Genomic DNA, 25,153 nt, shown 5'->3' on the forward strand with positions numbered 1-25,153 from the left:
CCCGATATGGAAAAGTCCCTGAAATTATTGGGAGGAAATGGCATGCGTAAATTGATGTTGGGCCTGGCGGTTGCGGCGGTGACGTTCGCCGGCGCCGCTCACGCCGAGGATAAGAAATTCACGATCGGTGTGTCCATTCCGGCCGCCGACCACGGCTGGACGTCGGGCGTGGTCTTCCATGCCGAACGTGTCGCCAAGCTGCTGATGGCCGAACATCCCGGTCTCAACGTCATCGTCAAGACCTCGCCGGACGCTGCCAGCCAGGCAAATGCCGTGCAGGATCTCGACACGCAGGGCATCGACGCCCTGGTCATCCTGCCGTCGGATCCGGATCCGCTCGTCAACGCCATCAAGGAAGTCAAGGGCAAGGGCAAGTTCGTCGCGCTCGTCGACCGCGCGCCGTCGAGCAACGACAACTCCGTGCGCGACCTCTATGTCGCCGGCAACAATCCGGCGCTCGGCGAAGTCGCCGGCAAGTACATCAAGGACACCACGCCGGATGCCGAAGTCGTCATTATCCGCGGTCTGCCGATCCCAATCGACCAGCAGCGCCAGGACGGCTTCGACAAGGGCATTGCCGGATCGAAGGTCAAGGTTCTCGACCGCCAGTACGGCAACTGGAACCGCGACGATGCCTTCAAGGTCATGCAGGACTACCTGACCAAGTATCAGAAGATCGACGTCGTCTGGTGCCAGGACGATGACATGGCCGTCGGCGTTCTGCAGGCCATCGAGCAGGCCAAGCGCACCGACATCAAATATGTCGTCGCCGGCGCCGGCTCCAAGGACATGGTCAAGAAGGTCATGGACGGCGACAAGATGATCCCGGTCGACGTTCTCTATCCGCCGGCAATGGTCGGCACGGCCATGGAACTGACGGCGGCCGCCCTCTACGATCAGGTCCCGGTTCACGGCAGCTACATCCTCGACGCGACGCTCGTGACCAAGGACAATGCCAAGGACTTCTACTTCCCGGATTCTCCGTTCTGATCCATCGGCTGGTGATATGCGCCCATTCGAAAGGATGGGCGCATTTTATGCTTCCATATATGTACGCAGCTGAAAATGCTGCACGTACCTCTTGCCCGCCAAAGCCCAGCATGATTAGCTCGCAGCCGTATCGCATCCGGCCTTGCGCCAAAACGCGAGCTGAGGCGAGGAGGCGCCTTGCGCCCGCCAAATTGCGTGCTACAACACTTCAGAAACGTTTACGGTCGATATTCAGGGAGGAATCTGACATGAAGACGATCAAGGGCCCCGGCCTTTTCCTTGGCCAGTTCGCGGGCGATGCCGCGCCTTTCAATTCCTGGGACGCGATCACCAAATGGGCGGCCGACATCGGTTACAAAGGCGTCCAGGTGCCGACCTGGGCGAGCCAGTTGATCGATCTGAAGAAGGCTGCGACCTCCAAGGATTATTGCGACGAATTCGCCGGCAAGGCCCGCGAAAACGGCATCGAGATCACCGAACTCTCCACCCATCTGCAGGGTCAGCTCGTCGCCGTTCATCCGGCCTATGACGAAGCCTTCGACGGGTTTGCTGCTCCTGAGGTGCGCGGCAATCCCAAGGCCCGTCAGGAATGGGCGGTCGAGCAGGTCAAGATGGCGCTGACGGCATCGAAGAACCTCGGCCTGAAGGCGCATGCGACCTTTTCCGGCGCGCTCGCCTGGCCGTTCATCTATCCCTGGCCGCAGCGTCCCGCCGGCCTGGTCGAAACCGCCTTCGACGAACTTGCCCGCCGCTGGACGCCGATTCTCAACCATGCCGACGAAAACGGCATCGACGTCTGCTACGAGATCCATCCGGGTGAAGACCTGCATGACGGCATCACCTTCGAGATGTTCCTGGAGCGCGTGAAGAACCATCCGCGCGCCAACATGCTCTACGATCCCTCGCACTACGTCCTGCAGTGCCTCGATTATCTGGACAACATCGACATCTACAAGGACCGCATCAAGATGTTCCACGTCAAGGATGCGGAGTTCAACCCGACCGGACGCCAGGGCGTCTACGGCGGCTATCAGGGCTGGGTGGAACGGGCCGGCCGCTTCCGCTCGCTCGGCGACGGCCAGGTTGATTTCGGCGCGGTGTTCTCGAAGATGACGGCCAATAATTTCGACGGCTGGGCCGTGGTCGAATGGGAATGCGCGCTGAAACATCCGGAAGACGGCGCTCGCGAAGGGGCCGAATTCGTTGCCGCCCATATCATCCGCGTCACCGAGAAAGCCTTCGACGATTTCGCCGGCAGCGGCACGGATCAGGCGGCCAATCGGCGGATGCTGGGACTCTGAGACACAAGGCGTGCCGCGAGGACTGGCTGCCCCTCACCCTAACCCTCTCCCCGTTATGACGGGAGAGGGGACCTGCCCCACGAGATGTTGGAGTGGGACGGAGGCGGCGCGACATATCCCTTCTTCCCGCTGGCGGGGGTCTGAAAGACGGGTCGAGACCCGTGGCTCGACCCAGGCAAAGGTGGCGGCAGCCGGATGAGGGGCGCATCCGCACCAAGTTAAATTCCAGGAGGACAAGAATGGCAATCGAAGCATCATCCGAACAGACCCGTGAGCCGCGCATCCGGCTCGGCATGGTGGGCGGCGGCGCCGGCGCGTTCATCGGTGCGGTGCACCGGATCGCGGCGCGCATCGACGATCAGTACGATCTCATCGCCGGCGCGCTGTCGTCGACGCCTGAAAAGGCGGTTCAGTCGGGCCGCGATCTCGGCCTCGATCCGTCGCGGACCTATTCCAGCTACCGCGAGATGGCGATCCGCGAGGCGAAGCTGAAGAACGGCATCGAGGCGGTAGCGATCGTCACGCCGAACCATGTGCATTACGACGCCGCCAAGGAATTCCTGAAGCGCGGCATCCATGTCATCTGCGACAAGCCGCTGACATCGAACCTTTCCGATGCGAAGAAGCTGAAGAAGATCGCCGACGACAGCGGCGCGCTCTTCGTGCTGACGCATAATTACACCGGTTATCCGATGGTCCGCCAGGCACGCGAGATGATCGCCAATGGTGAACTCGGCGATATCAGGGTCGTCCAGGCTGAATATCCGCAGGACTGGCTGACCGAGGCGGTTGAACAGACCGGCCAGAAGCAAGCCGCCTGGCGCACCGATCCGGCACAATCCGGCGTCGGTGGCTCGACAGGCGATATCGGCACCCATGCCTATAATCTCGCCGCCTTCATATCCGGACTGGAACTCGACAGCCTCGCTGCCGATCTCGACAGCTTTGTCCCCGGCCGCCGGCTGGATGACAATGCCCATGTCATGCTGCGCTTCAAGGCAAAGGGTTCGGAGAAGCCGGCTAAGGGCATGCTCTGGTGCAGCCAGGTGGCGCCCGGCCATGAGAACGGCCTGATGGTGCGCGTCTACGGCAGCAAGGGCGGCCTGGAATGGACCCAGAAGGATCCGAACTATCTCTGGTACACGCCATTCGGCGAGCCGAAACGGCTAATCACCCGGGGCGGCGCCGGTTCGGGCGCGGCTGCCGGCCGCGTCACGCGCGTGCCGTCTGGACATCCGGAGGGTTATCTCGAGGCCTTTGCGACGATTTACACGGAAGCCGCGCATGCGATCAATGCCCGTAAGAAGGGCAAGACCGTCGACAAGGCGGTGGTCTATCCCACCGTCGATGACGGCGTGAAGGGGGTGGCCTTCGTCGAGGCTTGCGTCGCGTCCTCGAAGAAAAACGGCGCATGGGTCAAGGTCTGACCTTACCGATCCGCATCGCCCAATGAAAAACGCCGAGGTGGGCTTAAAAGTCGCCTCGGCGTTTTGTTTATAGTGATCAGGCAGCAGCGGTACGGCCGCGCTTCAGCAGGTTGTCAACGCTGAGCGGTCCGGCGCCTGCCGCCACCAGATACAGAAAGACGAAGCAGAACAGGATCGCCGCGACGCCGCCGTTCTGTGCAGGGTAGATGCCCTTCGAGGCATGCCCGATGAAATAGGCGAAAGCCATCAGGCCCGAGAGCACGAAGGCTGCGATCCGGGTCTGGAATCCGACCAGAACCAGGAAGCCTAGGGTGAGTTCGATCAGCCCGGCAATCCACGAGAGCGAGCCTGCGGGCGGCACGCTGGCAGCGGCCGGAAAATGCAGAATCTTCTGCGTTCCGTAGCTGAACAGCACAAGTGACGAGACGATGCGCAGCAGGCTCAGCAGATGGGGCTGCAACAGATGGATCGAAGACAGCATCGGATTCCTTTCATGTTTTGCGATGTCTTGTTTGCGATGTCTTGGCGGTGTCCGCGATCGCCGGCCCGACATCAAGTCACGACTGGTGACATTCGCGTTATGAGGGCAGTCGCGTTCCACTCCCCGGCCTGTACTTTGCTTTCCGGCTTGGCTAAATCCGAGCCCGGACGATCCATTCACACGCTGAGAAATGGGATTTACAGATGATCGATGCGAAGACGCTTGCAAGCCGCCTTCCCGGCGATTTCACCTTCGGCGTCGCCACCGCCGCCTTCCAGATCGAAGGTGCTGTTAAGGCCGACGGGCGCAAGCCATCCATCTGGGATGCTTTCTGCAATATGCCCGGCCGAGTTTATAATCGCGATAATGGCGACGTCGCCTGCGACCACTATAACCGGCTGGAGCAGGATCTCGATCTTATCAAGGATATGGGTGTCGAAGCCTACCGCTTCTCGATCGCCTGGCCGCGCATCATCCCCGACGGCACGGGTGCGGTGAACGAGGCCGGGCTCGATTTCTACGACCGGCTGGTCGACGGCTGCAAGGCGCGCGGGATCAGGACCTTTGCCACGCTCTATCACTGGGACCTGCCGCTGCTGCTGGCCGGCGACGGCGGCTGGACGGCGCGCTCGACCGCCTATGCCTTTCAGCGCTACGCCAAGACGGTGATGAACCGGCTTGGCGATCGTCTCGACGCCGTCGCGACCTTCAATGAGCCGTGGTGCATCGTCTGGCTGAGCCACCTCTATGGCATCCATGCGCCGGGCGAGCGCAATATGCAGGCCGCCCTTCACGCCATGCACTACATGAACCTCGCCCACGGTCTCGGCGTCGAGGCGATCCGCTCGGAAGCCCCTGCGGTGCCCGTCGGGCTCGTGCTCAACGCCGCCTCGATCATCCCCGGCTCCGAGAGCCCGGCCGATCTTGCCGCCGCCGAACGCGCGCATCAGTTCCACAACGGGGCCTTCTTTGATCCCGTCTTCAAGGGTGAATATCCGAAGGAATTCGTCGAGGCGCTCGGTGAGCGCATGCCTGTCATCGAGGACGGCGACATGATGCTGATCAGCCAGAAACTCGACTGGTGGGGTCTGAATTACTACACGCCCGAGCGCGTCACCGACGATGCCGAACGCAACGGTGATTTCCCCTGGACGGTGAAAGCGCCGCCGGCAAGCGACGTCAAAACCGATATCGGTTGGGAAATCTATGCGCCGGGATTGAAGCTGCTGGTCGAGGACCTTTACCGTCGCTACGAACTGCCGGAATGCTACATCACCGAGAACGGCGCCTGCGACAACACCGGTATCGTCGACGGCGAAGTCGACGATACCATGCGTCTCGATTATCTCGGCGACCATCTCGATGTCGTGGCGGGCCTCATCAAGGACGGTTATCCCATGCGCGGCTATTTCGCCTGGAGCCTCATGGATAATTTCGAATGGGCGGAAGGCTACCGCATGCGTTTCGGCCTCGTCCATGTCGATTATCAGACCCAGTTGCGCACGGTGAAGAAGAGCGGCAAGTGGTATCGCGAACTCGCAGCACAATTCCCGAAGGGCAATCACAAGGCGGGTTTGTGGGACAGCTGACCTTGTTTCTCTCATTTTCCGCATCGGCAGGCAAAGAAATAGGCCCTCGCAAATCTTCAACAGTTGGTTGCTTAAACGTTTTTGAACTCTTGGCTGGCAAAGTCAGACGGTCAGGGAGCCGTGATGCAGACAGCCGGAAAGTCGCAGAGCAAGGGTTTGGGAGTAGGCCGTCACATCACCGTTACGGGGGTGCTTTTCTCCTTTGCCGTCATCGTTGCAATCGTCACCGTCATGGTGCTGACGGCGCTCGAGCGCGTGGCCGAAAATGCCAATCTCCTCGATGACGAGCGCTCGCGCGAAACGACGATCGGGGCGTTGAAGACTTTCGAGGACCAGCTCGGCGCGACGCTCGACGATTACGCCGCCTGGGACGATGCCGCCGTCAACGTCTATTCGCCCGACGGCATGGCCTGGACGGTGAGCAATTACGGCGAGATGTCGGTCAACAGCTCGCTTTTTGACATGGCGATTGTCATTGATGACGGGAAGAAGCCGATCATGGCCTATCGCGACGGCAAGCCGATGGAGGATCCGCTTGCGGATTTCTTCGCGCCGTCGCTCTGGACCCTGTTCGACGCGGCCAAGGCGGCCGACCCGGCCGGGACTCCCCAGGCAGTCGGCTTCGTCACCACCAAACGCGGTGTTGCTGCTGTCGGCGTCGCCCTGGTGCGGAAAAAATCCGGTGCGCTGGATGCGCCTGCCGGCCAGCATCGCTATCTCGTTTTCGCCCGCCATCTCGACAATGACCGGGTGACCGCGCTCGGCCAGACCTATGTCATCGGTGGGCTGAGGCTGGCGCCGGCGAGCTTCGAGGCCGATTATTTTGTGCCGATCGTCGATCCGACGGGGGCAACGCTTCAAAAGCTTGTCTGGACCTCGCGTTCGCCGGGTGATGTCGGCTACGCACAGGTGCGACCGATGGTCCTGCAGGCGCTCGGCCTTGTCGGGCTGTTCTTCGTGGTGCTGCTGGTCATCGGCTGGTTCACCGGCCGCCGGCTGAAGGCCGATGAAAACAGCGCCCGCGAGGAGACGCTGCGCGACCGGCTGAGCGGCCTTTCCAATCGCGACGGTCTTGGGCTTGCCGTCGACCGTTTCGTCGTCGAGGCGCGCCAGACCAAACGCAACGTGCTGCTCCTCTATCTCGACCTCGACGGCTTCAAAGAAGTCAATGACAGTTATGGCCACGGCACCGGCGATCAGTTGATTCGCGCGGTCGCGGCCGGTCTCGACGTGCTTATTCCGCAAGGCGCGGTTCTTGCTCGCATCGGCGGCGATGAATTTGCGATCGCCTTTCTCTCGGATGGCGAGAATGCCGCGGCCCTGCAACTTGCCGAGCAGATCCTTGATTTTCTGGTCGAGCCGCTGGAGATCGGTCGCCGCGTCGTTGTTGTCGGGGCCAGCATTGGCATCGCCATGTCGCCCGCCGGCACCATCGGCCGGGAGGAGCTGGTGCGCCGCTCCGACCTTGCCATGTACAAGGCGAAGGAAGCCGGCCGTGCGCGCATGACGCTTTACGATCCGTCGATGGATGCCGACCGGGAGCAGCGCAATGCGCTGGAACTCGACCTCAGGATGGCCATCGAAAGCGGTGATCTAACGCTCGCCTACCAGCCGCTGATCGATGCGGCCTCGTATGCGCCGACCGGCGTCGAGGCGCTGGTGCGCTGGAACCGTCCGGGTCATGGCCCTATCTCGCCCGAGGTGTTCATCCCGATCGCCGAGACCAGCGGCCTCATCGAATCGCTCGGCCTGTTCGTACTGCGCAAGGCCTGCGAAACAGCCAAGCAATGGCCGGAACTCAACGTTTCGGTCAACGTCTCCCCTGGCCAGTTCCGCAATCCCGCTTTTGCCGATTATGTGCGCTACGTGTTGAAGCAGACGGAGGTCGAGGCCGCCCGCATCACGCTCGAGATCACCGAAGGCTACATGATCCAGAATCCGCAGCGCACCCGCCAGTCGATCGAACGGCTGAAGGCGCTGGGGGTCAAGGTGGCGCTCGACGATTTCGGCTCCGGCTTCTCGTCAATCGGTTACCTCAGGCAGTTCGGCTTCGACCGCATCAAGATCGACCGCTCGCTGGTCATGGGGGTCAATGAGGACAAGCGCCAGCGCGAGATGCTGCAGGCGACCGTGGCGCTTGCCCGCTCTCTCGACATTCCGGTGACCGCCGAGGGCATCGAGACCGAGGAGCAGGCAATCGCCATGCGCCTGTTCGGCTGCGATTGCCTGCAGGGTTATCTGTTCGGAAAACCGATGACCGCCGATCTGATCACCGAGATGCTGCACGCGCGGCATACAGCCGAACCGGAAGGCCGGCGCCGTCTCGGCGCAGCCTGACGGGCGCTGGGAGATTTTCCTAACACGCGGCTGATCCGGAAAGGATACTGACTCAGCTGCCGATATGCCGCTGGCCGCGTTTCCTGGCGAGGGCGATCTGGTGCTGCCGCTGACGGTAGCGCAGCCGATCCTCTTCGGTGCGGGTGTGGTAGCAATGGCTGCAGGAAACGCCTTCCTCGTAGAGCGCCGAGGTGATTTCTTCCGCGGTGATCGGGTTGCGGCAAGCATGGCATTGCCGGTGTTCGCCTTCCTTCAGCCCGTGCTCGACGGAGACGCGCTCGTCGAAAACGAAGCAGGCGCCGTCCCAGAGGCTTTCCTCCTGCGGCACTTCTTCGAGATATTTCAGGATGCCGCCCTTCAAATGATAGACTTCGTCGAAGCCCTCGGCCTTCATGAAGGCGGTGGCCTTCTCGCAGCGTATGCCGCCGGTGCAGTACATGGCGATCTTGGGCTTGTTGTGCAGGCCGGAATTATTGCGCACCCAATTGGGAAATTCGCGGAAGGTCTTCGTCTTCGGGTCGAGCGCGCCGCGAAAGGTGCCGATTGCCGTCTCGTAATCGTTGCGGGTGTCGATGACGATCGTATCGGGATCGGAAATCAGCGCGTTCCAGTCCTGAGGCGCCACATAGGTGCCAACCACTTTGTTGGGGTCGATATCCTCGACGCCCATGGTAACGATCTCTTTCTTCAGCTTAACCTTCATGCGCAGGAAAGGCATTTTCGAGGCGCGGCTTTCCTTATGCTCCAGACCCAAGAATTCCGGCTGGGTCCGCAGAAAGGAGAGCACGGCGGCAACACCGGCATCCGGGCCGGCGATCGTGCCGTTGATGCCCTCATGTGCCAGAAGCAGAGTTCCCTTGACGCCGCTCTCCTCGCAAAGCGCCTGCAGCGGGCCTTGCAGGCTCTCAAAGCGCGGCACGGATACGAAATGGTAGAGTGCGGCCACGAGGAACGGGCTGGTGTGTGTCAGGCTGTCGGTCATGGGGGCGGAAATACAGAAAATCGGCGGATCGTGCAATTGCCTTCACGGGTGGCCGCTTTGGCGGATGAGCGATTGATGCATGTCGCCGGGAAGTGTGCAGCGGTTCCCGAATAACGACATGCATCAAAACAAGAGCTAAAGCGCGTCGCATGAATCAAGTTTGATGCGACGCGCTTTAGGCTTTCGCCTGCCATTCGGAAAACGGCCGCACGCCAAAGCTTGGGTCCGGAGTGTCGTCGAGGATGCTGATGAACTCGATGGAGTGTCCGTCGGGATCCTTGAAATAGATAGACAACGCCGGCATCCAGCCGAGAACCACCGGCTCCGTCGCTGGCTCACCGGTAAAGCCGAGAGGCTCCACCCCCTTTTCCTTGAGATGGGCGGGCGCCTGCACCACCCCGTCGGCGGTCATGCGGAAGGCGATGTGCAGCCGCATGTTCAGCGGTCCGGTTCCGGCTTCCCAAAGGCCGAGCATGCCGGTCTTCCGGTCGTCCACCCAGAGGAAAGCGACTTTGCGCTCCTCGAAGGAGGCCGCCGGTTCGAGCCCGACGATATCGCGGTAGAAGTCCGTGGAGGTTTGGAGATTGGCAACGGTCAGATGGGTCTCGTAGAGCCCGAGCAGCTTCGGCATCGCGGTATTTTCGGCGGTCATTTCTTCCTCGCGGGTCAGGTCTATGCTTTCTCGACCGCCGGAGGCTAGGACCTCAAGATTAGTTGAGGTCAATAGTCTTGCTGAAATATTTCAGAGGCGTTGGCGCCATAGGGATGCCGCCTTAGCTCCCGGCCGTCAGCCAGAGAAGCTCGATGCGCTGTGCTTCCTCGTCGGGATCATCGGCGAAGACGGTTTCGGCTTTGACAAGCGCTTGCCGCCGGTCTTCCTGCTGGCGGAAGATGATGGCGTCGAGCAGATGGGCAAGGTCGTCATTGCGGGTGAAGAGCTGCGGCTCGGCCTCGACCAGTTCGGAGAGCACGGCAAGATCATGAATATGGCCGAGATCCTCGACGAGTTCCTTGGCCGCGTCGCGCTTGGCCTTCATCGCCCCGGGCCAAACATCGCGCAACAGGCTATGATAGAGCCGATAGTCGTAGGTGCGTTTGCGCAGCTTGTGGAAGTCGTCGGCAGATGCCTCGCCATGGCAGGCAGCAAGCGCCGCATTCGCCTTTCGTGCGGTGCGGCGCCAGCTCTTCGCCAGCTTGCGGGCATTCTTGCGGTGGCGGCCATTGAACGAGACGCCATCCAGGGCGGCGGACGCCTCCTTCAGAACGTCGATGGTTTCCGCCAAGCGCTGTTTAAGGCCGCTTTCGGCCTGCGCCATCCAGTCACGGCGGCCTTCAAGCACGGTGATGATGCGGCCGAGTGCCTCGCTCTCTTCTTTCTCGCGGGCAGTCCGCTGCAGATATTGCGCCGTGCCGATGAGGGCGTTGGCATCGCGGATCGCCGAAAGCGAACGGGCGGCATCGCGCAGCCTGGCATTTTCGCGATCCTGGAAATCCGGCGCCTCGCGGGCCACGAGCCGGTAGAGCGAGCGCAATCGTTTCAGGTTCTTACGGAAGGAATGGATCGCCTCATGGGCGCCGTCCGGCTGTTCTTCGATCAGTGCGATCGCATCGTCCAGCTGCTCTTTCGCGGCGCTGCGGAATTCACTGGTGAAATCAGCCTTAGGCCGAATGCGGTAGGCCATGCCTGTCGTGCCCATATTCTGTGGCAAGGGCCTGGTTGGAATAGCGGAAATCGCCGGTTACTTCGCGGCCGAGCCAAGCGGGCAGCGCTGGATCGTCTGTCTCTGCGGTCATCTCGACCTCGGCAATCACAAGGCCGCGATGTTCGCCGGCAAAGACGTCGACCTCCCAGACGAAACCCTCATACGGAACACGGTAGCGCGTCTTCTCGATGACGATGCCGATCGCGTTCTGCAACAGTTCCTCGGCATCGGCGATCGGGATGTCGTATTCGAATTCGTCACGAGTGATGGCGCTGCGGCCGATCTTGATCGTCAGTCTCGCCTTCCTGCTATCGAGGATACGCACCCGGACGGAACGATCGTCCATGGAGGCGATATAGCCCTGCTTCAGTGCAGACTTCGTCTCGACGGCGGAACGCCATCCATCGCTGCGTACGAGGAACTTCCGCTCGATCTCTTTCGCCATACCGGTGAACCTTTTGTGACGATGCCGCACGGTAGCCCACTTTCCCGGGATTTCATACCCACCCTGTCTTAGGAATTGGTTTTATCTCGACAAGGTTCCATTAGGACGTTATTCGGGGTCGAATTCAATCGTTTCAAGGAAGTCGCACGGCTATGGGCGAGAAAACAGAAAAGCTCCTTTCCATCCTGAAACTCCAGCCTGTCGTTCCGGTCCTGATCGTCGACGATGCCAAGTCGGCCGTAATGCTGGCCCGCGCGCTTGTCGCGGGCGGTCTGAAGGCGATCGAGATCACCATGCGCACGCCGGCGGCACTCGATGCCGTGCGCGCCGTCGCCGCCGAGGTCGAGGGCGCCGAAGTTGGTGCCGGCACGATCCTGAACGCCGCCCATTGGGAAGCCGCCGTCGAGGCCGGCTCGAAATTCATCGTCAGCCCGGGCACGACGCAGGAACTGCTCGATGCCGCAGCCGATTCCGATGTGCCGCTGCTTCCCGGTGCTGCGACCGCCAGCGAGGTCATGGCTTTGCGCGAAGAAGGCTATCAGGTGCTGAAGTTCTTCCCGGCAGAGCAGGCTGGCGGCGCCGCTCTGCTCAAGGCGCTCTCCTCGCCGCTGGCCGGCACGCTGTTTTGCCCGACCGGCGGCATTTCGCTGAAGAACGCCAATGACTATCTGTCGCTGCCGAACGTCATCTGCGTCGGCGGCTCCTGGGTGGCGCCGAAGGAACTGGTCGCGGCCGGCGACTGGGCGGGGATCACCAGGCTCGCAGCAGAGGCTGCGGCGCTGAAGGCCTGAGTTTGGGGCAGGGGATGAGCCTCACGGCACAATTCCCCCTCCTCTGTTTGTATTCCAACCGTCGCAAACCTATGTAGTCCTCCAGCTAACAGGGAGACGACGAGGAATGTTCGACGCGAAGAAGCTTCTCGACCAGTTCTTGGGTTCGCAGGTGCCGGGCCTTGGTGGCTCGGTCCGCGACAGGGCGGGCGAGGCCATGCAGACGGCAAAGAACAATCCGATGAAGACCGGTGCGATCGCAGCCGCGCTTCTCGGCACTAAGACCGGCCGGAGTATTGCTGGCAACGCCCTGGCGATCGGCGGTCTTGCCGCTATCGCCGGCCTCGGCTACCAGGCCTACAAAAATTACCAGGCAGGGCAGGCGCCAGCAGCCCCTTCGGATGCACCCTCGGCCAACAATCCGGTTCTCCTGCCACCGCCTGTCGAATCCGGCTTCGGGCCGGCCTCGCCGGCCGGCAGCAATGAGTTTGTGCTAGTGCTGATCCGCGCGATGATCGCCGCCGCCAAGGCCGACGGTCATATCGACGATGCCGAACGGGCCCTTATCATGGACAAGGTCAAGGCCGCCGATGTCAGCGGCGAGGCTGCGGCCTTCATCGAACGCGAACTCGCTTCGCCGACCGATCTCGATGCACTGGTCGCCGCCGCGACGACGGAAGAACAGCGCGTCGAACTCTATACCGCCTCGCGGCTCACCATCGAGCCGGATTCGCGGGCCGAGCGTGGTTATCTCGATCTGCTTGCCGGCAGGCTCGGCCTTGCCGACCAGCTGGTCGATCATATCGAGGCGACGGTGTCCTCCGCAAAAGTTACCTTGTCACAGTAACATCTAGGCCGGTTGCCTTTGTCGGGTGGCTGGCCTATCCACTCCTGGACAAGGGGAGTGAACATGCGCGATCTTGCAAATTTCAAGGGCTGCCCGGCGCCGAAGCCGGTGACGCTGAAGGGCCGTTTCGTCACCGTCGAACCTTATCGGCGCGCCGAGCATCTCGAGGCGCTGTGGGACGGGCTTGGCGGCATGGGCATCAACCCGCTGCTTCTCTATTTCGCGCAGGACGATTTCTCCGGGATCGAGGATTTCGCCAACTGGCTGGAAACCGTCTACACCAAGTCCGGCTGGCTCACCCATATCTTCCGTGACAACGCCACCGGCAAAATTGTGGGCATGGCGAACTACATGCGCGCCGACCCGGCAAACGGCGTCGTCGAGATCGGCGGGGTGGCGCATGGTGCGGAGATGAAGCGTTCGCCGCTTTCGACCGAGGCGCATTACCTGATGGCCAAGCACGTTTTCGAGGAGCTCGGCTACCGCCGCTACGAATGGAAATGCGACAATAAGAACGAGGCGAGCAAGACGACGGCGGCGCGCTACGGCTTCAGCTTCGAAGGGGTCTTCCGCCAGCACATGATCGCCAAGCACCGCAACCGCGACACCGCCTGGTTCTCGATGATCGATGCCGAATGGCCGCTGCTCAACGATGCCTTCGAGGCCTGGCTTTCGCCGGAGAATTTCGATGCCGCCGGCAATCAGATCCGCCGTCTGCAGGATATTCGCGCCGATCTGGAAAAGGAAAGGCTCGCGTGAGCCCCGAGAGCCGCTCGCAGACAATCGCCGCCGCCATCATCCTGCTCGGCGCCGGCCTCGTCCTCTATTTCCTGCCGACCATCGTTTTATGGATCGGCAATTTCTCGCCGGTGCTGGGGATCGCCGTCGGCGTCTGCCTTATCATGGCGTTTTTCGCGGTTTTCTGGCTGCGGGCGCGCTATCAGCGCAGCAAGGGGAAGTAGCCTATCCCTGCAGCGACGCTCCGAGGAGCAGGGTCCCCATCACGATAACCAGCAAGGCGCCGAGGATTTCGATGGCGTTGCCGATCCAGACAGAGGCGGTTGAGCCGCGTCCGGATAGGCGGACGGCGGCACTCTTGGCGGTGACGGCAAGGGTGGCCAGCAGGGAAACGGTGATCGCGGTGCCGAGCGACATGGCGGCAACCGACAGCACGCCGCCGAGATAGAGCCCGTTCAGCAGCGAAAAGGTCATGACCAGCAATGCGCCGGAGCAGGGGCGAAGGCCGACGGCGACGATCGCCGACCATGCCTCGCGGGCACTGAACCTGTCGCCGGCAAGCAGGGCGGGATCCGGCACATGAGCATTGCCGCAGGTCTCGCAGGCCATGCCGGGAACAAAGGTATGGCCGGCTTCGACAGCCTGCGCCTTGCCGTTGAACGCATAGGTCTGGCGTTCGGCGGCATTGTCCTTCCAGTCGAGCATCATGCTGACCGGACCGGCTGACGCCGCCATCAGCCGGCGGTGCGGCATGTTGCCGAGCATCGAGCGCAGTTTGCGGAACAGCAGCCAGCCGCCGAACAGGATGACCATGACGAAGCTTGCGATCTCCATCGCATGGGTCGCCGCCGTCAGCGTGATGCCGGTGCCGCGCAGCACCAGCCAGGCGCCGCCGACCAGCGCCACCGCCACCACGCCTTGGATAAAGGCCGAGATGAAGGAAATCACCACGCCGCGCTTCAGCTCGATCTCGTTGGCGATCATGTAGGAGGAAATGACTGCCTTGCCGTGACCGGGGCCGGCGGCATGGAAGACGCCATAGGCGAAGGAGAGGCCGATCAGCGAGGCCAGTTGCCACGGATCCTCACGCATCGCCTTCAAGGCATCGGTCAGCGCCCGGTAGAAGGCCTGCTGCTCGTAATTCACATAGAGCAAAAGCGGTGCGAGCGGCCCGCCGGTCGGCTGGAAGCTCGGTTCCGCCGTGCCGATGCCGAGCGGCGATTGCGCATGGGCGAGGCTTGCCGCCGCCAGTAGCGCCAAGACCGAGGCGGCAAGGATGAACGGCAGGCGCTTCGTCAGCATGTGACCTCCAGCCGGGTGGCGAAGAGTTTGGACATGTTGGTGCCGGTGGGATCATTGAAGAAGGCGTCGGTCAGCGACTGTTTGTTCTGCGAGATCACCTGGTCGGCATCCGGCCGCACCACCTGATGCTTGCAGGCCTTGAAGCCGTCGCCGACGATTGCCAGTTCGTTGTCGGTGGGAAAGTCGATCGAGGTATACAGCGTCGGGTCGTAGACGCCGAAGCTGAGCCTGCCTTTCAGCGGCATCTTCTCCACCGGCTTGACCGCGAAGAACATCAGCAGCTGGCCATCCTTGTAGTCGACGTGGATGATGTCTGGCTTCTGAACGGTGACGTTCTTCCCGTCGATGGTCAGGTTCATGTAGTAATCATATTCGGCAAGCGACTGCTTTACCGTTTTTCCGACCTCGGCGAGCTCGTTCGGCTCCAGCTTCAGATCGGTGTTCTTGTCGAAATCCATGACGACCGAGGAGGAGAAAACCTCGTCGAAACGCCAGACATTGCGCAGTTCCTCGACGCTGCCATCCTTGCCGGCCACGACCTCGAGGCGCGCCTCCACGAAGATGTGCGGATGGGCAAGGGCGGCGGCCGGCGCCAGCGAAACAAGCGCGGCCATCAGTATCGTCGAATATCTCATTTGTTCCGCTGCCCTGTTCGGTGACCCTGACTTCTTGCCAGAAATTGGGACGGAATTGGGACCGGATTCCGCATTGGATTCAGAGAGCCGTGGGTTTGCGCGGGGCGCGATGTCGCAGCCGCAAGAGCGGCGCTAGGGATGTTTCTTGAACCAGTTGTTGAGATAATCGACGAAGATCCTCACCTTGGCCGGTAGGTAGCGGCGGTGCGGATAGACGGCATAGATGCCGCGGTCGGTCGGGAGATAATCATTGAACAGCGTCACCAGCTCGCCGCTCTCGATCGGCTTGCGGGCGATGAAATCTGGGATGAGGGCGATGCCGATGCCGGCGAGGGCTGCGCGCAAAGTCGCATGCGGACTGTTCACCTCCATCGGGCCGGAGACGGCGACGGTGAATGAGGTGTTGTCGGGATTGTGGAAGCGGATGCTCGCCTGGGTGCGCGAATTGGTATCGACGATGAAAGGGACGTTGGAAATGTCACTCGGATGGGCAAGATCGGGATGGCGTTCGAGGAAATCCGGGGTGGCGCAGAGGTGGACGCGAAAATCGGAGATTTTGCGGGCGATCATGCCGGAATCTTCGAGCTTGCTGATGCGAATCGCCACGTCGAAGCCTTCCTCGATCAGGTCGACAAACCGGTCGTCGGCGGCGATCTCCAGCGAAAGATCCGGGTTCTCCCTGGAGAAATCGATCAGCGACTGGCCGACATCGGCATCGACGAAAGTGCGGGGCACGGATATGCGCAGCCGTCCCTTCAGCTGCGCATTGTTTTCACGCACGAGGTCGGCAAGGTTATCGATCTCCTTGAGGATATCGGAGGCGCTACGGTAATAGGTGTGGCCGGCCTCGGTCATGGAGAACTGCCGGGTGGTGCGGTTGAGCAGCAGGGCGCCGAGTTCATCTTCCAGCTCGCGCACATATTTGGAGAGCAGCGCCTTGGAGCGGCCGGTGCGCCTGGCGGCGGCGGAAAAGCCTTCGGCCTCGACGACATCGATGAAGGCGCGTATGCGGGTCAAGGTATCCATGGCCATCCCTTAAACTGTTTCGGAATGTTGAACAAATCGGCTCCTCCTGTTCAATTATTTTTTTGACCCCAAGATCAAAAAAAACGCTTGATTATGAAGGCGAATATTCTTATTTCCACCTCAGCCCAAAGTCGCACGTGCCCATGGGTGTCCGCCGAACCCTCGAATTGGTGAGGAAATCGGTAAGGTACCTGGAATTAACCCCTCCAGTCGCTATTCCGGCCAACCGGAAAATGCGAGGACGCCTGAAGCAACGACGGTGCGGGCCTTTTTGTTCTCTCCCTGCTTTCCATCAGCGGGGGTTACTGAAGAGGCACACCATCATTGCCGGAAGTGCGGTTGGGATTCTCCCTCCAATCCATGGCAGACAAAGCCGAACTTACACCGCATCGCGGCGTTGGTTCACTATCTGCGCATCGAGCGCTTGCTATGGTTCCGGGGTCTCCACCGGCTGGTTCCAATGCGAGTTCTCGTATGCCCTTTGTCCTCCGGCTGATGCCGGAGCTCTGGAATTGGAAGAGGGAACGATATGACCACCCAGCGCATCCGCGACTTTCTCGCAACCCGACGTCCCGACGGTCCCTGCCTCGTGGTTGACCTCGATGTCGTTCGCGACAATTTCCATGCCTTCCGTCACGCCATGCCGGACAGCGCCATCTACTATGCCGTCAAGGCCAACCCGGCCCCTGAGGTGCTGAAGCTGCTCGCAGGGCTCGGCTCCAATTTCGATTGCGCATCCGTTGCCGAAATCGAAATGGCGCTGGAAGCCGGTGCGACCGCCGCACGCATCTCCTTTGGCAACACGATCAAGAAGGAACGCGACGTTGCCCGCGCGCACGCGCTCGGCGTCAGCCTCTTTGCCGTCGACAGCCACGAGGAAGTCGAGAAGATCTCGCGCGCCGCACCCGGCGCCCGCGTCTTCTGCCGCGTGCTCACCGATGGCGAAGGCGCCGAATGGCCGCTGTCGCGCAAGTTCGGCTGCGTTCCGCAGATGGCCGTCGACGTTCTCGTCTACGCCCATCAGCTCGGCCTTCAGTCCTATGGCGTCTCGTTCCATGTCGGTTCGCAGATGACCAAGGTCGATGCCTGGGATTCGGCGCTCGCCGATGCCAAGCGCGTCTTCGTATCGCTTGCCAAGCAGGGCATCCACCTGCAGATGGTCAACATGGGCGGCGGCTTCCCGACCAAGTATCTGCGCGACGTTCCGTCCGCAGAAGCTTACGGCAAGTCGATCTACCAGGCGCTGCGCACGCATTTCGGCAACCAGATCCCGCAGACGATTATCGAGCCGGGCCGCGGCATGGTCGGCAATGCCGGCGTGATCAAGGCGGAAGTCGTGCTGATTTCGAAGAAGTCGGACAATGACGATGCCCGCTGGGTCTTTCTCGACATCGGCAAGTTCGGCGGTCTCGCCGAGACGATGGACGAAGCCATCCGCTATCCGATCCGCACGGAGCACGACGGCGACGAGATGGAGCCCTGCGTCATCGCCGGCCCGACCTGCGATTCGGCCGATGTGCTCTACGAGAAGAACCTCTATCCGCTGCCGATCTCCCTTTCGATCGGCGACGAGGTCCTGATCGAAGGCACCGGCGCCTATACGACGACCTATTCGGCGGTCGCTTTCAACGGTTTCGAGCCGCTGAAGGCTTACGTCATCTAAGGTCGTTTCCGCCGGCCCCGTAACCAGCCGGGGCGGCAATTTCACAATTTTCGTTCATCGCCGCTGATAACGGTATTGGGTACGGGAGGCCAAGATGGCCGCTGTTCTTGATTCTGTCCGCGCATTCTTTGCGCCTACCACTTTCGCCATCGACGCCGAAAATCCGTCTGACGTCGTTGCCCGTGAAAACCTGCTCGACCGGGTCATGGGGCCTGACCGCCGCAAGAAGTCGTCGGAGAAGATCCGCCGTAACCGTGTTCCGGCCGAGGGGCTGGCGCTCGTCGCGCGCGATCGCGACGGTCATGTCATCGGCTCGGTACGGCTCTGGAACATCGAGGCCGGCGTCAATGACGAGGGCACACCGATTGATGCGCTGCTGCTCGGTCCGCTCGCCGTCGCGCCGCATCTTGGCGGCAAGGGCATCGGCTCGGCGCTGATGCGCGCGGCGATCCTCGAAGCCAAGAAACGCGGGCATGGCGCCGTCCTGCTCGTCGGCGACGCCGCCTATTACGAGCGTTTCGGCTTTTTTGCCGAGAAGGCCCGCCATCTTGTCATGCCAGGCCCGTTCGAACGCTCGCGCTTTCTGGCGCTCGAGCTCACGGAAGGCTGGCTTGACGGCGCGGCCGGCATGATCGTCCCCTCGGGACGCATGCTGGCCGGCGCGCCGCTTCGCCGCGCCGCCTAGCAATCGGCCGGCCGGGGTTGAGCGTCCTTACCCCGGCCGGCAATATCCGCGCCGCTTGACCATGGAGGCAGGCGGGCCTGCCGTGGTTGCGGCGCGGATTGTTTTTTCGGGTGGCGGGTGGATTCACCGGGATGCCTCACGCACTTAAAGCGCGTCGCGTCAAACTTGATTCATGCGACGCGCTTTAGCTCTTTGTTTCTACGCATATCGTTGCCGGAAAACGGCTGCACACTTTTGCGCGACATGCTTTAGCAACACAATCGCGTGAAATGTACTGCCGGCCCGCGACCATGCCAGGCTGATATCCTATCTTGCGCTGCATGATCCGCGTTCTCTCTCTTCTGGTTCTCTTCAGTTTGCCGCTTGCCGCGACGATGCCGGCCGCTGCCCAGAGCACGGCCCGCACCTTCACCGGGCTTAATCCCCTTCTCGATCGGGCGGCTGGTGACCCGGCGATGCGGCCTCTCAAGACGGTGATCGTCGCACGCGGCGGACGGTTGCTCGCCGAACGCGGCTTCCACGGCCATTCGCCGTCGGAATCCACCAATATCAAATCCGCTTCGAAGTCGGTCATTTCGGCGCTGGTCGGTATTGCCATCGGCAAGGGCCTGCTGGCAGGCCCCGATCAGAAGATCGCGCCAATCCTGAAGGCCGATCTCCCCGCGGCGCCGGATCCGCGCATCAACGATATCACCATCGGTCATCTTCTCTCCATGCAGGCCGGGCTCGATCGCATGTCGGGCCCGAATTACGGCCGCTGGGTCTCCTCGCGCAACTGGGTGCGTTTTGCGCTCTCCCAGCCTTTCGTCGATCAGCCCGGCGGGGACATGCTCTATTCCACCGCATCCACGCATCTGCTGTCGGCCATTCTCACCAGGGTTAGCCGGCGGTCGACGCTGGCGCTCGCGCGTGAATGGTTCGGCCCGGTCGACGGTTTCCGCATCGGCGCATGGGAGCGCGATCCGCAGGGCATCTATCTCGGCGGCAATCAGATGGCGATGAGCGCCCGGTCCCTGCTTGCCTTCGGCGAACTCTACCGCAATGGAGGGCGCACTCGGGAAGGGGAGCAGGTCGTGCCTGCCGACTGGATTTCCCAGTCGTGGCAGCACCACACAAACTCGCATTTTTCCGGCGACGAATATGGCTATGGCTGGTTCACTCGGCAGATCGGCGGTGAACAGGTGCATTTCGCCTGGGGTTATGGCGGGCAGATGCTCTACATCGTCCCGTCGCTGGATCTGACGGTCGTCATGACGTCGGAGGAAAGCGGCCCCTCGGCGCGAAACGGATACCGGGATCTGTTGCACACCCGTTGGCAGATATCATCGGCACGGTGCGGGCCGCCTGAAAAAACGGTGATCGTTAAATTTCTAGCGAAGCCCCCAATCAAACCGCAAAACGCTTGCTGTATGGTCCGCGAGAATTTCGGGAAAGCGTCATGCTGCTGGATCTCAGGACGATCTATTTCATTGTTGCCGTGAGCTGCTTCGTGCTGGGCATCCTCCAGCTCGCAGCCTATGCGACCGGCCGCTTCGAGAGATGGCCGCTCTGGTGGGGCTTGAGCAACCTGCTTGTCGGCGTCGGTTCCTTCCTCGTCGCGCTGCGCAACCTCGTTCCCTATTCGGTCTCGGTCGACGGCGGCAATATCGTGACCATTGCCGGCTACATGCTGATGTTCTTCGCGGTGCGGGTCTTTGCCGGCCGGGCCCTTGACCAGCGCTATTTCTGGCTGGCCATCCTTCTCGTCAGCGTGCCTGTCGCACTTATTGTCAGCGATCCCTCGGCGGTGTCGGCGAGGCTCCTCTATGTCTCCGTCATCTGCTGCCTCTGCGATCTTGCCGTCGCAAGGGAGGCAATCGGTATTGCCCGGCGTGAGAAGCTTTATTCGGCCGGCCTGCTCGTCGGCCTCTATGTCTGCACTGCGATGATCTTTGCGGCGCGCAGCGTTCTTGCGGCGACCGGCGAGATCGGCGGGCCGGATCCTTTCGGCGGCAGTGTGGCCCATAGCTGGATGGCGGTATCGGCGGTCGCATTCATCATGCTGCGCAGCATGGCTATGGTGCTGATGGCCGCCGAGCGCAGTCGAAATCAGCTGACCGAACTCGCCCACCACGATCCGCTGACCGGCGCGCTCAATCGCGGCGGCCTTGCCCAGCGCCTGCCGGCCCTCGGTTCTCAGCCGGTATCGCTGCTGATCATCGATATCGATCACTTCAAGCAGTTGAACGACCGGCATGGCCACGCCGCCGGCGACGATATCCTGCGGCTTTTCGCCAGCGTCTCGCGAGGCATCATGTCCTCCCACGATCTGCTCGCCCGTCAAGGCGGGGACGAGTTCCTGGCGGTGCTGAAAAACATTTCCCGGGAAGAGGCGGTGGCAATTGCCGAGCACATCCGTCTTGCCTTTGCCGCGGCCGTTATGCAGCGGCCGGATCTGGCCGTCTTTCCGACGCTGAGCATCGGCGTCGCCACGCGTGGGGAAAGCGGTGGAGATTTTGAACAGCTGGTAAAGAAGGCGGATGAGGCGCTCTATCGGTCGAAGCGCGAAGGCCGCAACCGGGTCGAAGCCTTCGGAGAAAATCAGCAGGCCGCGTAACGGACGGGGTTTGTTTTACGCAATTCCGGACGCAAAACCGCTTCACGCTTTTGCTGGAATGGCTCTAAATATTCTGGTCCATCGTCTCGGCGGGGATTTCGTCGGCGCGGTGGACACGCACCAGCGTTGCCGGCACGCCGGCGACCGTGCAATGTTCGGGAACCGGCTTCAACACGACGCTGCCGGCGGCTATCTTGCTGAAGGCGCCGATTTCGACATTGCCAAGGATTTTGGCGCCGGCGCCGATCATCACGCCATGGCGGATCTTCGGATGGCGGTCGCCGGTTTCCTTGCCAGTGCCGCCGAGCGTGACATTCTGCAGGATCGAGACTTCATCCTCGATCACCGCCGTTTCACCGATGACGATGCCCGAGCCGTGGTCGAGCATGATGGAGGCGCCGATCCGTGCGGCCGGATGGATATCCGGGCCGAAGACCAGCGAGGCGAGATTGGCGAGCCAGGTGGCGATCTCCGAGCGGCCGGCATTCCAGAGCGCGTGGGCGATGCGGTGCGTCTGCAGTGCATGAAACCCCTTGAGGTTCAGGAGCGCGTGAAGAAATGTCGTGCAGGCCGGGTCGCGTTGGCGCACGGCGACGAGATCGGCCTCGATCGCCCGCATGATATCGTCGTTGAGTGTGGACAGGATGAGATCGAACAGATCGCCCGTTTCCACCTGCGTCGCAACAAGCCGTGCGGCGAGCACGCGGGCGATGATCTCATTGCTGCCGGAGGTGGCCGTTATCTGCGCGGCGAGCAGCCGTTGCAGGATCGGTTCGCGCGCGGCAAGCTCGATTGCCTCGGCGCGGATCACCGCCCAGACGAATGCATTGTCCAAGGACTGCGGCTGTTGCGCGGCCAGACCAAGGCCGGTCGATTTCGGCATTCCTGTTTCCTCTGTCGGCGACTGCGCAGCCAATGCCTGCGCGGATTCATGTTTTGCCCGGGCAAGGCTTTTGACAAGCCCTGATTTTAGCCGCCAGATGGTCGCAGGCCAGGCGTCAACTCCGGAAGCCGACGCCAATGATAGCGCACATCAGCTTCTTTTTCCTCATTGTCGGCGCCGTCGGTCTCTTCCTCGATGGAAAAACCGTGCCGCTCGTAGAAAGCCCGGGCGCCGATATTGCGTTGGAACGTCCAGAGCCTGATTTCATCCATCTCCTCCTTGGCGCAGCCAAGAAGCAGGGAGCCGATGCCCATGCCCTGGAAGTCAGGCAGAACGTAAAGCTGCTCTATCCAGTCGTCGCCATAGGCGATGACGCCGACCAGCCGGTTTCCCATGGCGGCGCCGAGGATCGTGCAATTCGGCAGCAGATGCATACGCCAGTAATGCTCTTCTTCACCAGGTGTATGCAGATCCGGCAGCCAGGGCAGCCGCTGCCACAGCGCCACGCGCCTGATCGTTGCGGCCGCCTGCATGTGGTCGGCGCCGAGCACCACGATTGCCGCTTCCGTCACGATGTCGTCCTGGCCAGCAATAAGGCTCAAGCCGAAATATCGATGACGCCGCAATCGCCGGCTTCGGAGGCGAAGGCGAGCAGCTTGCCGTTTTTGCTCCAGCTCATCGCCGTGACCGCGCCCTTGCCGGGGCGGCGCAGCAGCGCCTCCTTGCTGTCGGCGATGCGCACGGCGAGGATCATGCCGTCGATGAAGCCGATGGCGAGGATATCTTCGAGCGGATGGAACTTCACCGCGGTCGCCATGATGTTGGCGCGGGTGCCGAGCTCGAGCGGCGCCTTGCCCATCGGCCCGTCCTTGCCCTGGAAGGGCCAGACGATCGCCGCCGGCGCGCCTGACGAAGCGAGCCATTTGCCCTTGACCGACCAGGAGAGTGATTTCACTTTGGTGGGGTAACCGGTCATGCGCATGTGGCGGGCTTCAGCGCCGGGCTTGCTGTCGAGTTTCCAGCCGTGCAGCGCGTTTTCCTGCATGGAGGTGACGAGGAAATTGCCATCGGGCGAGAAGGTGACGCCGGTATGCGCACCCTTCCATTCGAGGTCGATCGGCTTGGCGTTCATACCGATCCAGTGCAGCGACACGCCGTTATAGCGCGCGGCTGCGATGCGCAGGCCCTTCGGCGCGAAGGCAAGGCCTTCGACCGTGCGCTCCTCGGCAAATTCCTTGGTCGTGCCGTCAGCAAGGCGCACGAGCGAACTCTTGCCGTAGGAATAAGCAATGGCGCCTTGCGGGCCGGCCGCGACCTGCGAGATCCACTTGCGCGGCGCGCTGGCGAGTTCGCTGACGCTGCCGTCGGCTGAGGTGCGCAGCACCTTGCCATCCTCGCCGCCCGAGATCAGGCTCTCGCTATGGGGATCGCGGATGGCGGTGAGCATGCCTTGGTGGGCTTCTGAAACCCTGTCGCCGCCATCCAGCCGGTGAAACGTGCCGTTGGCGCTGGCAAAGAAGGGGACATCACCTAAAAATTCGACGGCCAGAACGTGGCCGTCGAGATCAAGCGGTGCAACTGTCGGCATCAGGCGACTGCCTCGCAGGCCTTGAAGGAGGTTTCGAGCTTTTCGCGGTCGAGATCGCGGCCGATGAAGACGAGACGGCTTTCATGCTTCTCGCCTTCCTTCCACGGCCGCTGGTGATCGCCCTCGATGATCATGTGCACGCCCTGGACGACGTAACGCTCGGGATCGTCCTTGAAGGCGATGATGCCCTTGAGGCGGAGAATGTTCGGCCCCTGCGTCTGGGTGATCTTCTGGATCCAGGGGAAGAAGCGTTCCGGGTTCATCTGACCGCCCCGCAGCGATACCGATTGCACCGTCACATCATGGATCGCCGACATGGCACCATGTTGATGGGCGCCATGGTGATGATGCTCGTGCCCGTGGTGATCATGCTCATGATCATGATGGTGGTGGTTGTCGTGATCGCAATCCGGGCCGCAGACATGGTCGTCATGGCCGTGCTCAAGGAAATGCGGATCGTTTTCCAGCGCGCGCTCCAGGTTGAAGGCGCCCTGATCGAGCACGCGGGCGAGGTCGACGCCGGAGCGGCTGGTCTTGTAGACACGCGCGGCCGGGTTGATGGCGCGGACGATGTCTTCGATCACATCGAGCTCTTCCGGGGTCACCAGGTCGCTCTTGTTGATGACGACGACGTCGGCGAAGGCGATCTGGTCTTCCGCCTCGCGGCTGTCCTTCAGCCGCAGCGGCAGGTGCTTGGCGTCGACAAGGGCGACGACCGCGTCGAGCTCGGTCTTGGCGCGCACGTCATCGTCCATGAAGAAGGTCTGGGCGACCGGTACCGGATCGGCAAGGCCCGTGGTTTCGACGATGATGCCGTCGAAGCGACCGGGACGGCGCATCAGGCCTTCGACGACGCGGATCAGGTCGCCGCGCACCGTGCAACAGACGCAGCCATTGTTCATCTCGTAGATTTCTTCGTCGGACTCGACGATCAGGTCGTTGTCGATGCCGATTTCGCCGAACTCATTGACGATGACCGCATATTTCTTGCCGTGATTTTCGGAAAGGATGCGGTTGAGCAATGTCGTCTTGCCGGCGCCGAGATAACCGGTAAGCACGGTGACGGGAATGGGCTTCAGCGTGGAGATCGCGTCGGTCATGAGAACCTCTAGGATTAGGCGTGCGGCCGAGCGGTTTGGATCGGCTGCTTCAAACGGTTGGTCTC

24 protein-coding genes and 1 pseudogene are annotated in these 25,153 nt (G+C 61.8%); 13 read left to right on the forward strand and 12 right to left on the reverse strand.

Translation table 11 applies throughout. From position 1 onward, the window contains the following. Positions 1-42 precede the first annotated feature (42 nt). From OS035_RS15040 to OS035_RS15050, 3 genes are all read left to right on the forward strand, one after another. Complete coding sequence (locus OS035_RS15040) at positions 43-990, forward strand: substrate-binding domain-containing protein (RefSeq protein ID WP_003590207.1); 948 nt, start codon at positions 43-45, stop codon at positions 988-990. 248 nt (positions 991-1,238) lie between these two features. Then, positions 1,239-2,291, forward strand: a complete 1,053-nt coding sequence (locus tag OS035_RS15045; RefSeq protein ID WP_003566650.1) for a sugar phosphate isomerase/epimerase family protein — start codon at positions 1,239-1,241, stop codon at positions 2,289-2,291. 239 nt (positions 2,292-2,530) lie between these two features. Continuing rightward, positions 2,531-3,718, forward strand: a complete 1,188-nt coding sequence (locus OS035_RS15050) for a Gfo/Idh/MocA family protein (RefSeq protein ID WP_097628687.1) — start codon at positions 2,531-2,533, stop codon at positions 3,716-3,718. Positions 3,719-3,794: 76 nt separating this feature from the next. Here OS035_RS15050 and OS035_RS15055 read toward each other — a convergent pair whose 3' ends face one another. Continuing rightward, positions 3,795-4,199, reverse strand: a complete 405-nt coding sequence (locus OS035_RS15055; RefSeq protein WP_097628688.1) for a DoxX family protein — start codon at positions 4,197-4,199, stop codon at positions 3,795-3,797. A gap of 203 nt (positions 4,200-4,402) precedes the next feature. Between OS035_RS15055 and OS035_RS15060 the strand changes: the two genes are divergently transcribed. Beyond that, positions 4,403-5,788, forward strand: coding sequence for a GH1 family beta-glucosidase (locus tag OS035_RS15060; RefSeq protein WP_097628689.1), 1,386 nt, complete (start codon positions 4,403-4,405; stop codon positions 5,786-5,788). 123 nt (positions 5,789-5,911) lie between these two features. After that, a complete protein-coding gene (locus OS035_RS15065) occupies positions 5,912-8,125 on the forward strand; it encodes a putative bifunctional diguanylate cyclase/phosphodiesterase (protein WP_097628690.1) in 2,214 nt (737 codons plus the stop codon). A 52-nt stretch (positions 8,126-8,177) separates the two neighbouring features. On the opposite strand, the gene trhO is transcribed toward OS035_RS15065, so the two are convergent. The 4 genes from trhO to OS035_RS15085 all read right to left on the reverse strand — a co-directional run bounded on the left by trhO (position 8,178) and on the right by OS035_RS15085 (position 11,255). Then, entirely contained in the window at positions 8,178-9,107 is a 930-nt protein-coding gene (trhO, locus tag OS035_RS15070; protein ID WP_331813843.1) for an oxygen-dependent tRNA uridine(34) hydroxylase TrhO, read from the reverse strand. A gap of 175 nt (positions 9,108-9,282) precedes the next feature. Beyond that, complete coding sequence (locus OS035_RS15075) at positions 9,283-9,759, reverse strand: VOC family protein (RefSeq protein ID WP_310805944.1); 477 nt, start codon at positions 9,757-9,759, stop codon at positions 9,283-9,285. 121 nt (positions 9,760-9,880) lie between these two features. After that, positions 9,881-10,789: a CHAD domain-containing protein gene (locus OS035_RS15080; protein WP_310805945.1), complete on the reverse strand. Its 909-nt coding sequence runs from the start codon at positions 10,787-10,789 to the stop codon at positions 9,881-9,883. Beyond that, positions 10,767-11,255 carry a CYTH domain-containing protein gene (locus OS035_RS15085; RefSeq protein ID WP_097628692.1) on the reverse strand — a complete coding sequence of 163 codons (489 nt, stop codon included), beginning with the start codon at positions 11,253-11,255 and terminating at the stop codon, positions 10,767-10,769. Before OS035_RS15085 ends, OS035_RS15080 begins: the two co-directional genes overlap by 23 nt. A 152-nt stretch (positions 11,256-11,407) precedes the next feature. Between OS035_RS15085 and OS035_RS15090 the strand changes: the two genes are divergently transcribed. The 4 genes from OS035_RS15090 to OS035_RS15105 all read left to right on the forward strand — a co-directional run bounded on the left by OS035_RS15090 (position 11,408) and on the right by OS035_RS15105 (position 13,834). After that, positions 11,408-12,046: a 2-dehydro-3-deoxy-phosphogluconate aldolase gene (locus tag OS035_RS15090; RefSeq protein WP_097628693.1), complete on the forward strand. Its 639-nt coding sequence runs from the start codon at positions 11,408-11,410 to the stop codon at positions 12,044-12,046. A gap of 106 nt (positions 12,047-12,152) precedes the next feature. Further along, positions 12,153-12,872 carry a tellurite resistance TerB family protein gene (locus tag OS035_RS15095; RefSeq protein ID WP_097628694.1) on the forward strand — a complete coding sequence of 240 codons (720 nt, stop codon included), beginning with the start codon at positions 12,153-12,155 and terminating at the stop codon, positions 12,870-12,872. A 63-nt stretch (positions 12,873-12,935) separates the two neighbouring features. Beyond that, the gene (locus OS035_RS15100; protein ID WP_097628695.1) at positions 12,936-13,631 is read left to right on the forward strand and encodes a GNAT family N-acetyltransferase; all 696 of its coding nucleotides are present in this window, start codon (positions 12,936-12,938) and stop codon (positions 13,629-13,631) included. Further along, positions 13,628-13,834: a hypothetical protein gene (locus OS035_RS15105; RefSeq protein ID WP_310805947.1), complete on the forward strand. Its 207-nt coding sequence runs from the start codon at positions 13,628-13,630 to the stop codon at positions 13,832-13,834. The genes OS035_RS15100 and OS035_RS15105 overlap by 4 nt, the downstream gene beginning before the upstream one ends. 1 nt (position 13,835) lies before the next feature. On the opposite strand, the gene OS035_RS15110 is transcribed toward OS035_RS15105, so the two are convergent. From OS035_RS15110 to OS035_RS15120, 3 genes are all read right to left on the reverse strand, one after another. Continuing rightward, the gene (locus OS035_RS15110) at positions 13,836-14,912 is read right to left on the reverse strand and encodes a nickel/cobalt transporter (protein WP_310805948.1); all 1,077 of its coding nucleotides are present in this window, start codon (positions 14,910-14,912) and stop codon (positions 13,836-13,838) included. Then, complete coding sequence (locus OS035_RS15115; RefSeq protein ID WP_131711054.1) at positions 14,906-15,547, reverse strand: DUF1007 family protein; 642 nt, start codon at positions 15,545-15,547, stop codon at positions 14,906-14,908. Before OS035_RS15115 ends, OS035_RS15110 begins: the two co-directional genes overlap by 7 nt. Before the next feature lie 132 nt (positions 15,548-15,679). Continuing rightward, positions 15,680-16,573, reverse strand: a complete 894-nt coding sequence (locus tag OS035_RS15120; RefSeq protein WP_097628793.1) for a LysR family transcriptional regulator — start codon at positions 16,571-16,573, stop codon at positions 15,680-15,682. A 529-nt stretch (positions 16,574-17,102) separates the two neighbouring features. On the opposite strand from OS035_RS15120, the gene odc2 reads away from it, so the two are divergent. The 4 genes and pseudogenes from odc2 to OS035_RS15140 all read left to right on the forward strand — a co-directional run bounded on the left by odc2 (position 17,103) and on the right by OS035_RS15140 (position 21,517). After that, complete coding sequence (odc2, locus tag OS035_RS15125; RefSeq protein WP_038691369.1) at positions 17,103-18,236, forward strand: ornithine/lysine decarboxylase; 1,134 nt, start codon at positions 17,103-17,105, stop codon at positions 18,234-18,236. A 94-nt stretch (positions 18,237-18,330) separates the two neighbouring features. Further along, the gene (locus OS035_RS15130) at positions 18,331-18,921 is read left to right on the forward strand and encodes a GNAT family N-acetyltransferase (RefSeq protein ID WP_097628698.1); all 591 of its coding nucleotides are present in this window, start codon (positions 18,331-18,333) and stop codon (positions 18,919-18,921) included. Between the two features lie 320 nt (positions 18,922-19,241). Next, positions 19,242-20,269, forward strand: a pseudogene (locus tag OS035_RS15135) (serine hydrolase domain-containing protein). 90 nt (positions 20,270-20,359) lie between these two features. Beyond that, the gene (locus OS035_RS15140) at positions 20,360-21,517 is read left to right on the forward strand and encodes a GGDEF domain-containing protein (protein ID WP_331813844.1); all 1,158 of its coding nucleotides are present in this window, start codon (positions 20,360-20,362) and stop codon (positions 21,515-21,517) included. A gap of 64 nt (positions 21,518-21,581) precedes the next feature. Here the strand turns inward: OS035_RS15140 and cysE are convergent, their stop codons facing one another. From cysE to OS035_RS15160, 4 genes are all read right to left on the reverse strand, one after another. Beyond that, positions 21,582-22,400, reverse strand: a complete 819-nt coding sequence (cysE, locus tag OS035_RS15145; RefSeq protein ID WP_331813845.1) for a serine O-acetyltransferase — start codon at positions 22,398-22,400, stop codon at positions 21,582-21,584. Positions 22,401-22,486: 86 nt separating this feature from the next. Continuing rightward, on the reverse strand, positions 22,487-22,933 hold the full coding sequence (locus OS035_RS15150) for a GNAT family N-acetyltransferase (protein WP_183855058.1): 447 nt from the start codon (positions 22,931-22,933) through the stop codon (positions 22,487-22,489). 65 nt (positions 22,934-22,998) lie between these two features. Continuing rightward, positions 22,999-23,988, reverse strand: coding sequence for a WD40 repeat domain-containing protein (locus OS035_RS15155; RefSeq protein ID WP_331813846.1), 990 nt, complete (start codon positions 23,986-23,988; stop codon positions 22,999-23,001). Further along, positions 23,988-25,088, reverse strand: a complete 1,101-nt coding sequence (locus OS035_RS15160) for a CobW family GTP-binding protein (protein ID WP_331813847.1) — start codon at positions 25,086-25,088, stop codon at positions 23,988-23,990. The genes OS035_RS15155 and OS035_RS15160 overlap by 1 nt, the downstream gene beginning before the upstream one ends. Between the last annotated feature and the right edge of the window lie 65 nt (positions 25,089-25,153).

The sequence above is a fragment of the Rhizobium sp. 268 genome (assembly GCF_036571585.1).
In the GTDB taxonomy this organism is placed as follows: domain Bacteria; phylum Pseudomonadota; class Alphaproteobacteria; order Rhizobiales; family Rhizobiaceae; genus Rhizobium; species Rhizobium redzepovicii.

Coding starts and splice junctions, on each gene's coding strand:
- OS035_RS15095 (WP_097628694.1), top strand. CDS start 12,153: ATGTTCGACGCGAAGAAGCTTCTCGACCAGTTCTTGGGTTCGCAGGTG.
- OS035_RS15115 (WP_131711054.1), bottom strand. CDS start 15,547: ATGAGATATTCGACGATACTGATGGCCGCGCTTGTTTCGCTGGCGCCG.
- OS035_RS15045 (WP_003566650.1), top strand. CDS start 1,239: ATGAAGACGATCAAGGGCCCCGGCCTTTTCCTTGGCCAGTTCGCGGGC.
- OS035_RS15090 (WP_097628693.1), top strand. CDS start 11,408: ATGGGCGAGAAAACAGAAAAGCTCCTTTCCATCCTGAAACTCCAGCCT.
- OS035_RS15155 (WP_331813846.1), bottom strand. CDS start 23,988: ATGCCGACAGTTGCACCGCTTGATCTCGACGGCCACGTTCTGGCCGTC.
- OS035_RS15060 (WP_097628689.1), top strand. CDS start 4,403: ATGATCGATGCGAAGACGCTTGCAAGCCGCCTTCCCGGCGATTTCACC.
- OS035_RS15160 (WP_331813847.1), bottom strand. CDS start 25,088: ATGACCGACGCGATCTCCACGCTGAAGCCCATTCCCGTCACCGTGCTT.
- OS035_RS15040 (WP_003590207.1), top strand. CDS start 43: ATGCGTAAATTGATGTTGGGCCTGGCGGTTGCGGCGGTGACGTTCGCC.
- OS035_RS15085 (WP_097628692.1), bottom strand. CDS start 11,255: ATGGCGAAAGAGATCGAGCGGAAGTTCCTCGTACGCAGCGATGGATGG.
- OS035_RS15080 (WP_310805945.1), bottom strand. CDS start 10,789: ATGGCCTACCGCATTCGGCCTAAGGCTGATTTCACCAGTGAATTCCGC.
- OS035_RS15130 (WP_097628698.1), top strand. CDS start 18,331: ATGGCCGCTGTTCTTGATTCTGTCCGCGCATTCTTTGCGCCTACCACT.
- trhO (WP_331813843.1), bottom strand. CDS start 9,107: ATGACCGACAGCCTGACACACACCAGCCCGTTCCTCGTGGCCGCACTC.
- OS035_RS15110 (WP_310805948.1), bottom strand. CDS start 14,912: ATGCTGACGAAGCGCCTGCCGTTCATCCTTGCCGCCTCGGTCTTGGCG.
- OS035_RS15050 (WP_097628687.1), top strand. CDS start 2,531: ATGGCAATCGAAGCATCATCCGAACAGACCCGTGAGCCGCGCATCCGG.
- cysE (WP_331813845.1), bottom strand. CDS start 22,400: ATGCCGAAATCGACCGGCCTTGGTCTGGCCGCGCAACAGCCGCAGTCC.
- OS035_RS15100 (WP_097628695.1), top strand. CDS start 12,936: ATGCGCGATCTTGCAAATTTCAAGGGCTGCCCGGCGCCGAAGCCGGTG.
- OS035_RS15150 (WP_183855058.1), bottom strand. CDS start 22,933: ATGCAGGCGGCCGCAACGATCAGGCGCGTGGCGCTGTGGCAGCGGCTG.
- OS035_RS15065 (WP_097628690.1), top strand. CDS start 5,912: ATGCAGACAGCCGGAAAGTCGCAGAGCAAGGGTTTGGGAGTAGGCCGT.
- OS035_RS15140 (WP_331813844.1), top strand. CDS start 20,360: ATGCTGCTGGATCTCAGGACGATCTATTTCATTGTTGCCGTGAGCTGC.
- OS035_RS15075 (WP_310805944.1), bottom strand. CDS start 9,759: ATGACCGCCGAAAATACCGCGATGCCGAAGCTGCTCGGGCTCTACGAG.
- odc2 (WP_038691369.1), top strand. CDS start 17,103: ATGACCACCCAGCGCATCCGCGACTTTCTCGCAACCCGACGTCCCGAC.
- OS035_RS15055 (WP_097628688.1), bottom strand. CDS start 4,199: ATGCTGTCTTCGATCCATCTGTTGCAGCCCCATCTGCTGAGCCTGCTG.
- OS035_RS15120 (WP_097628793.1), bottom strand. CDS start 16,573: ATGGATACCTTGACCCGCATACGCGCCTTCATCGATGTCGTCGAGGCC.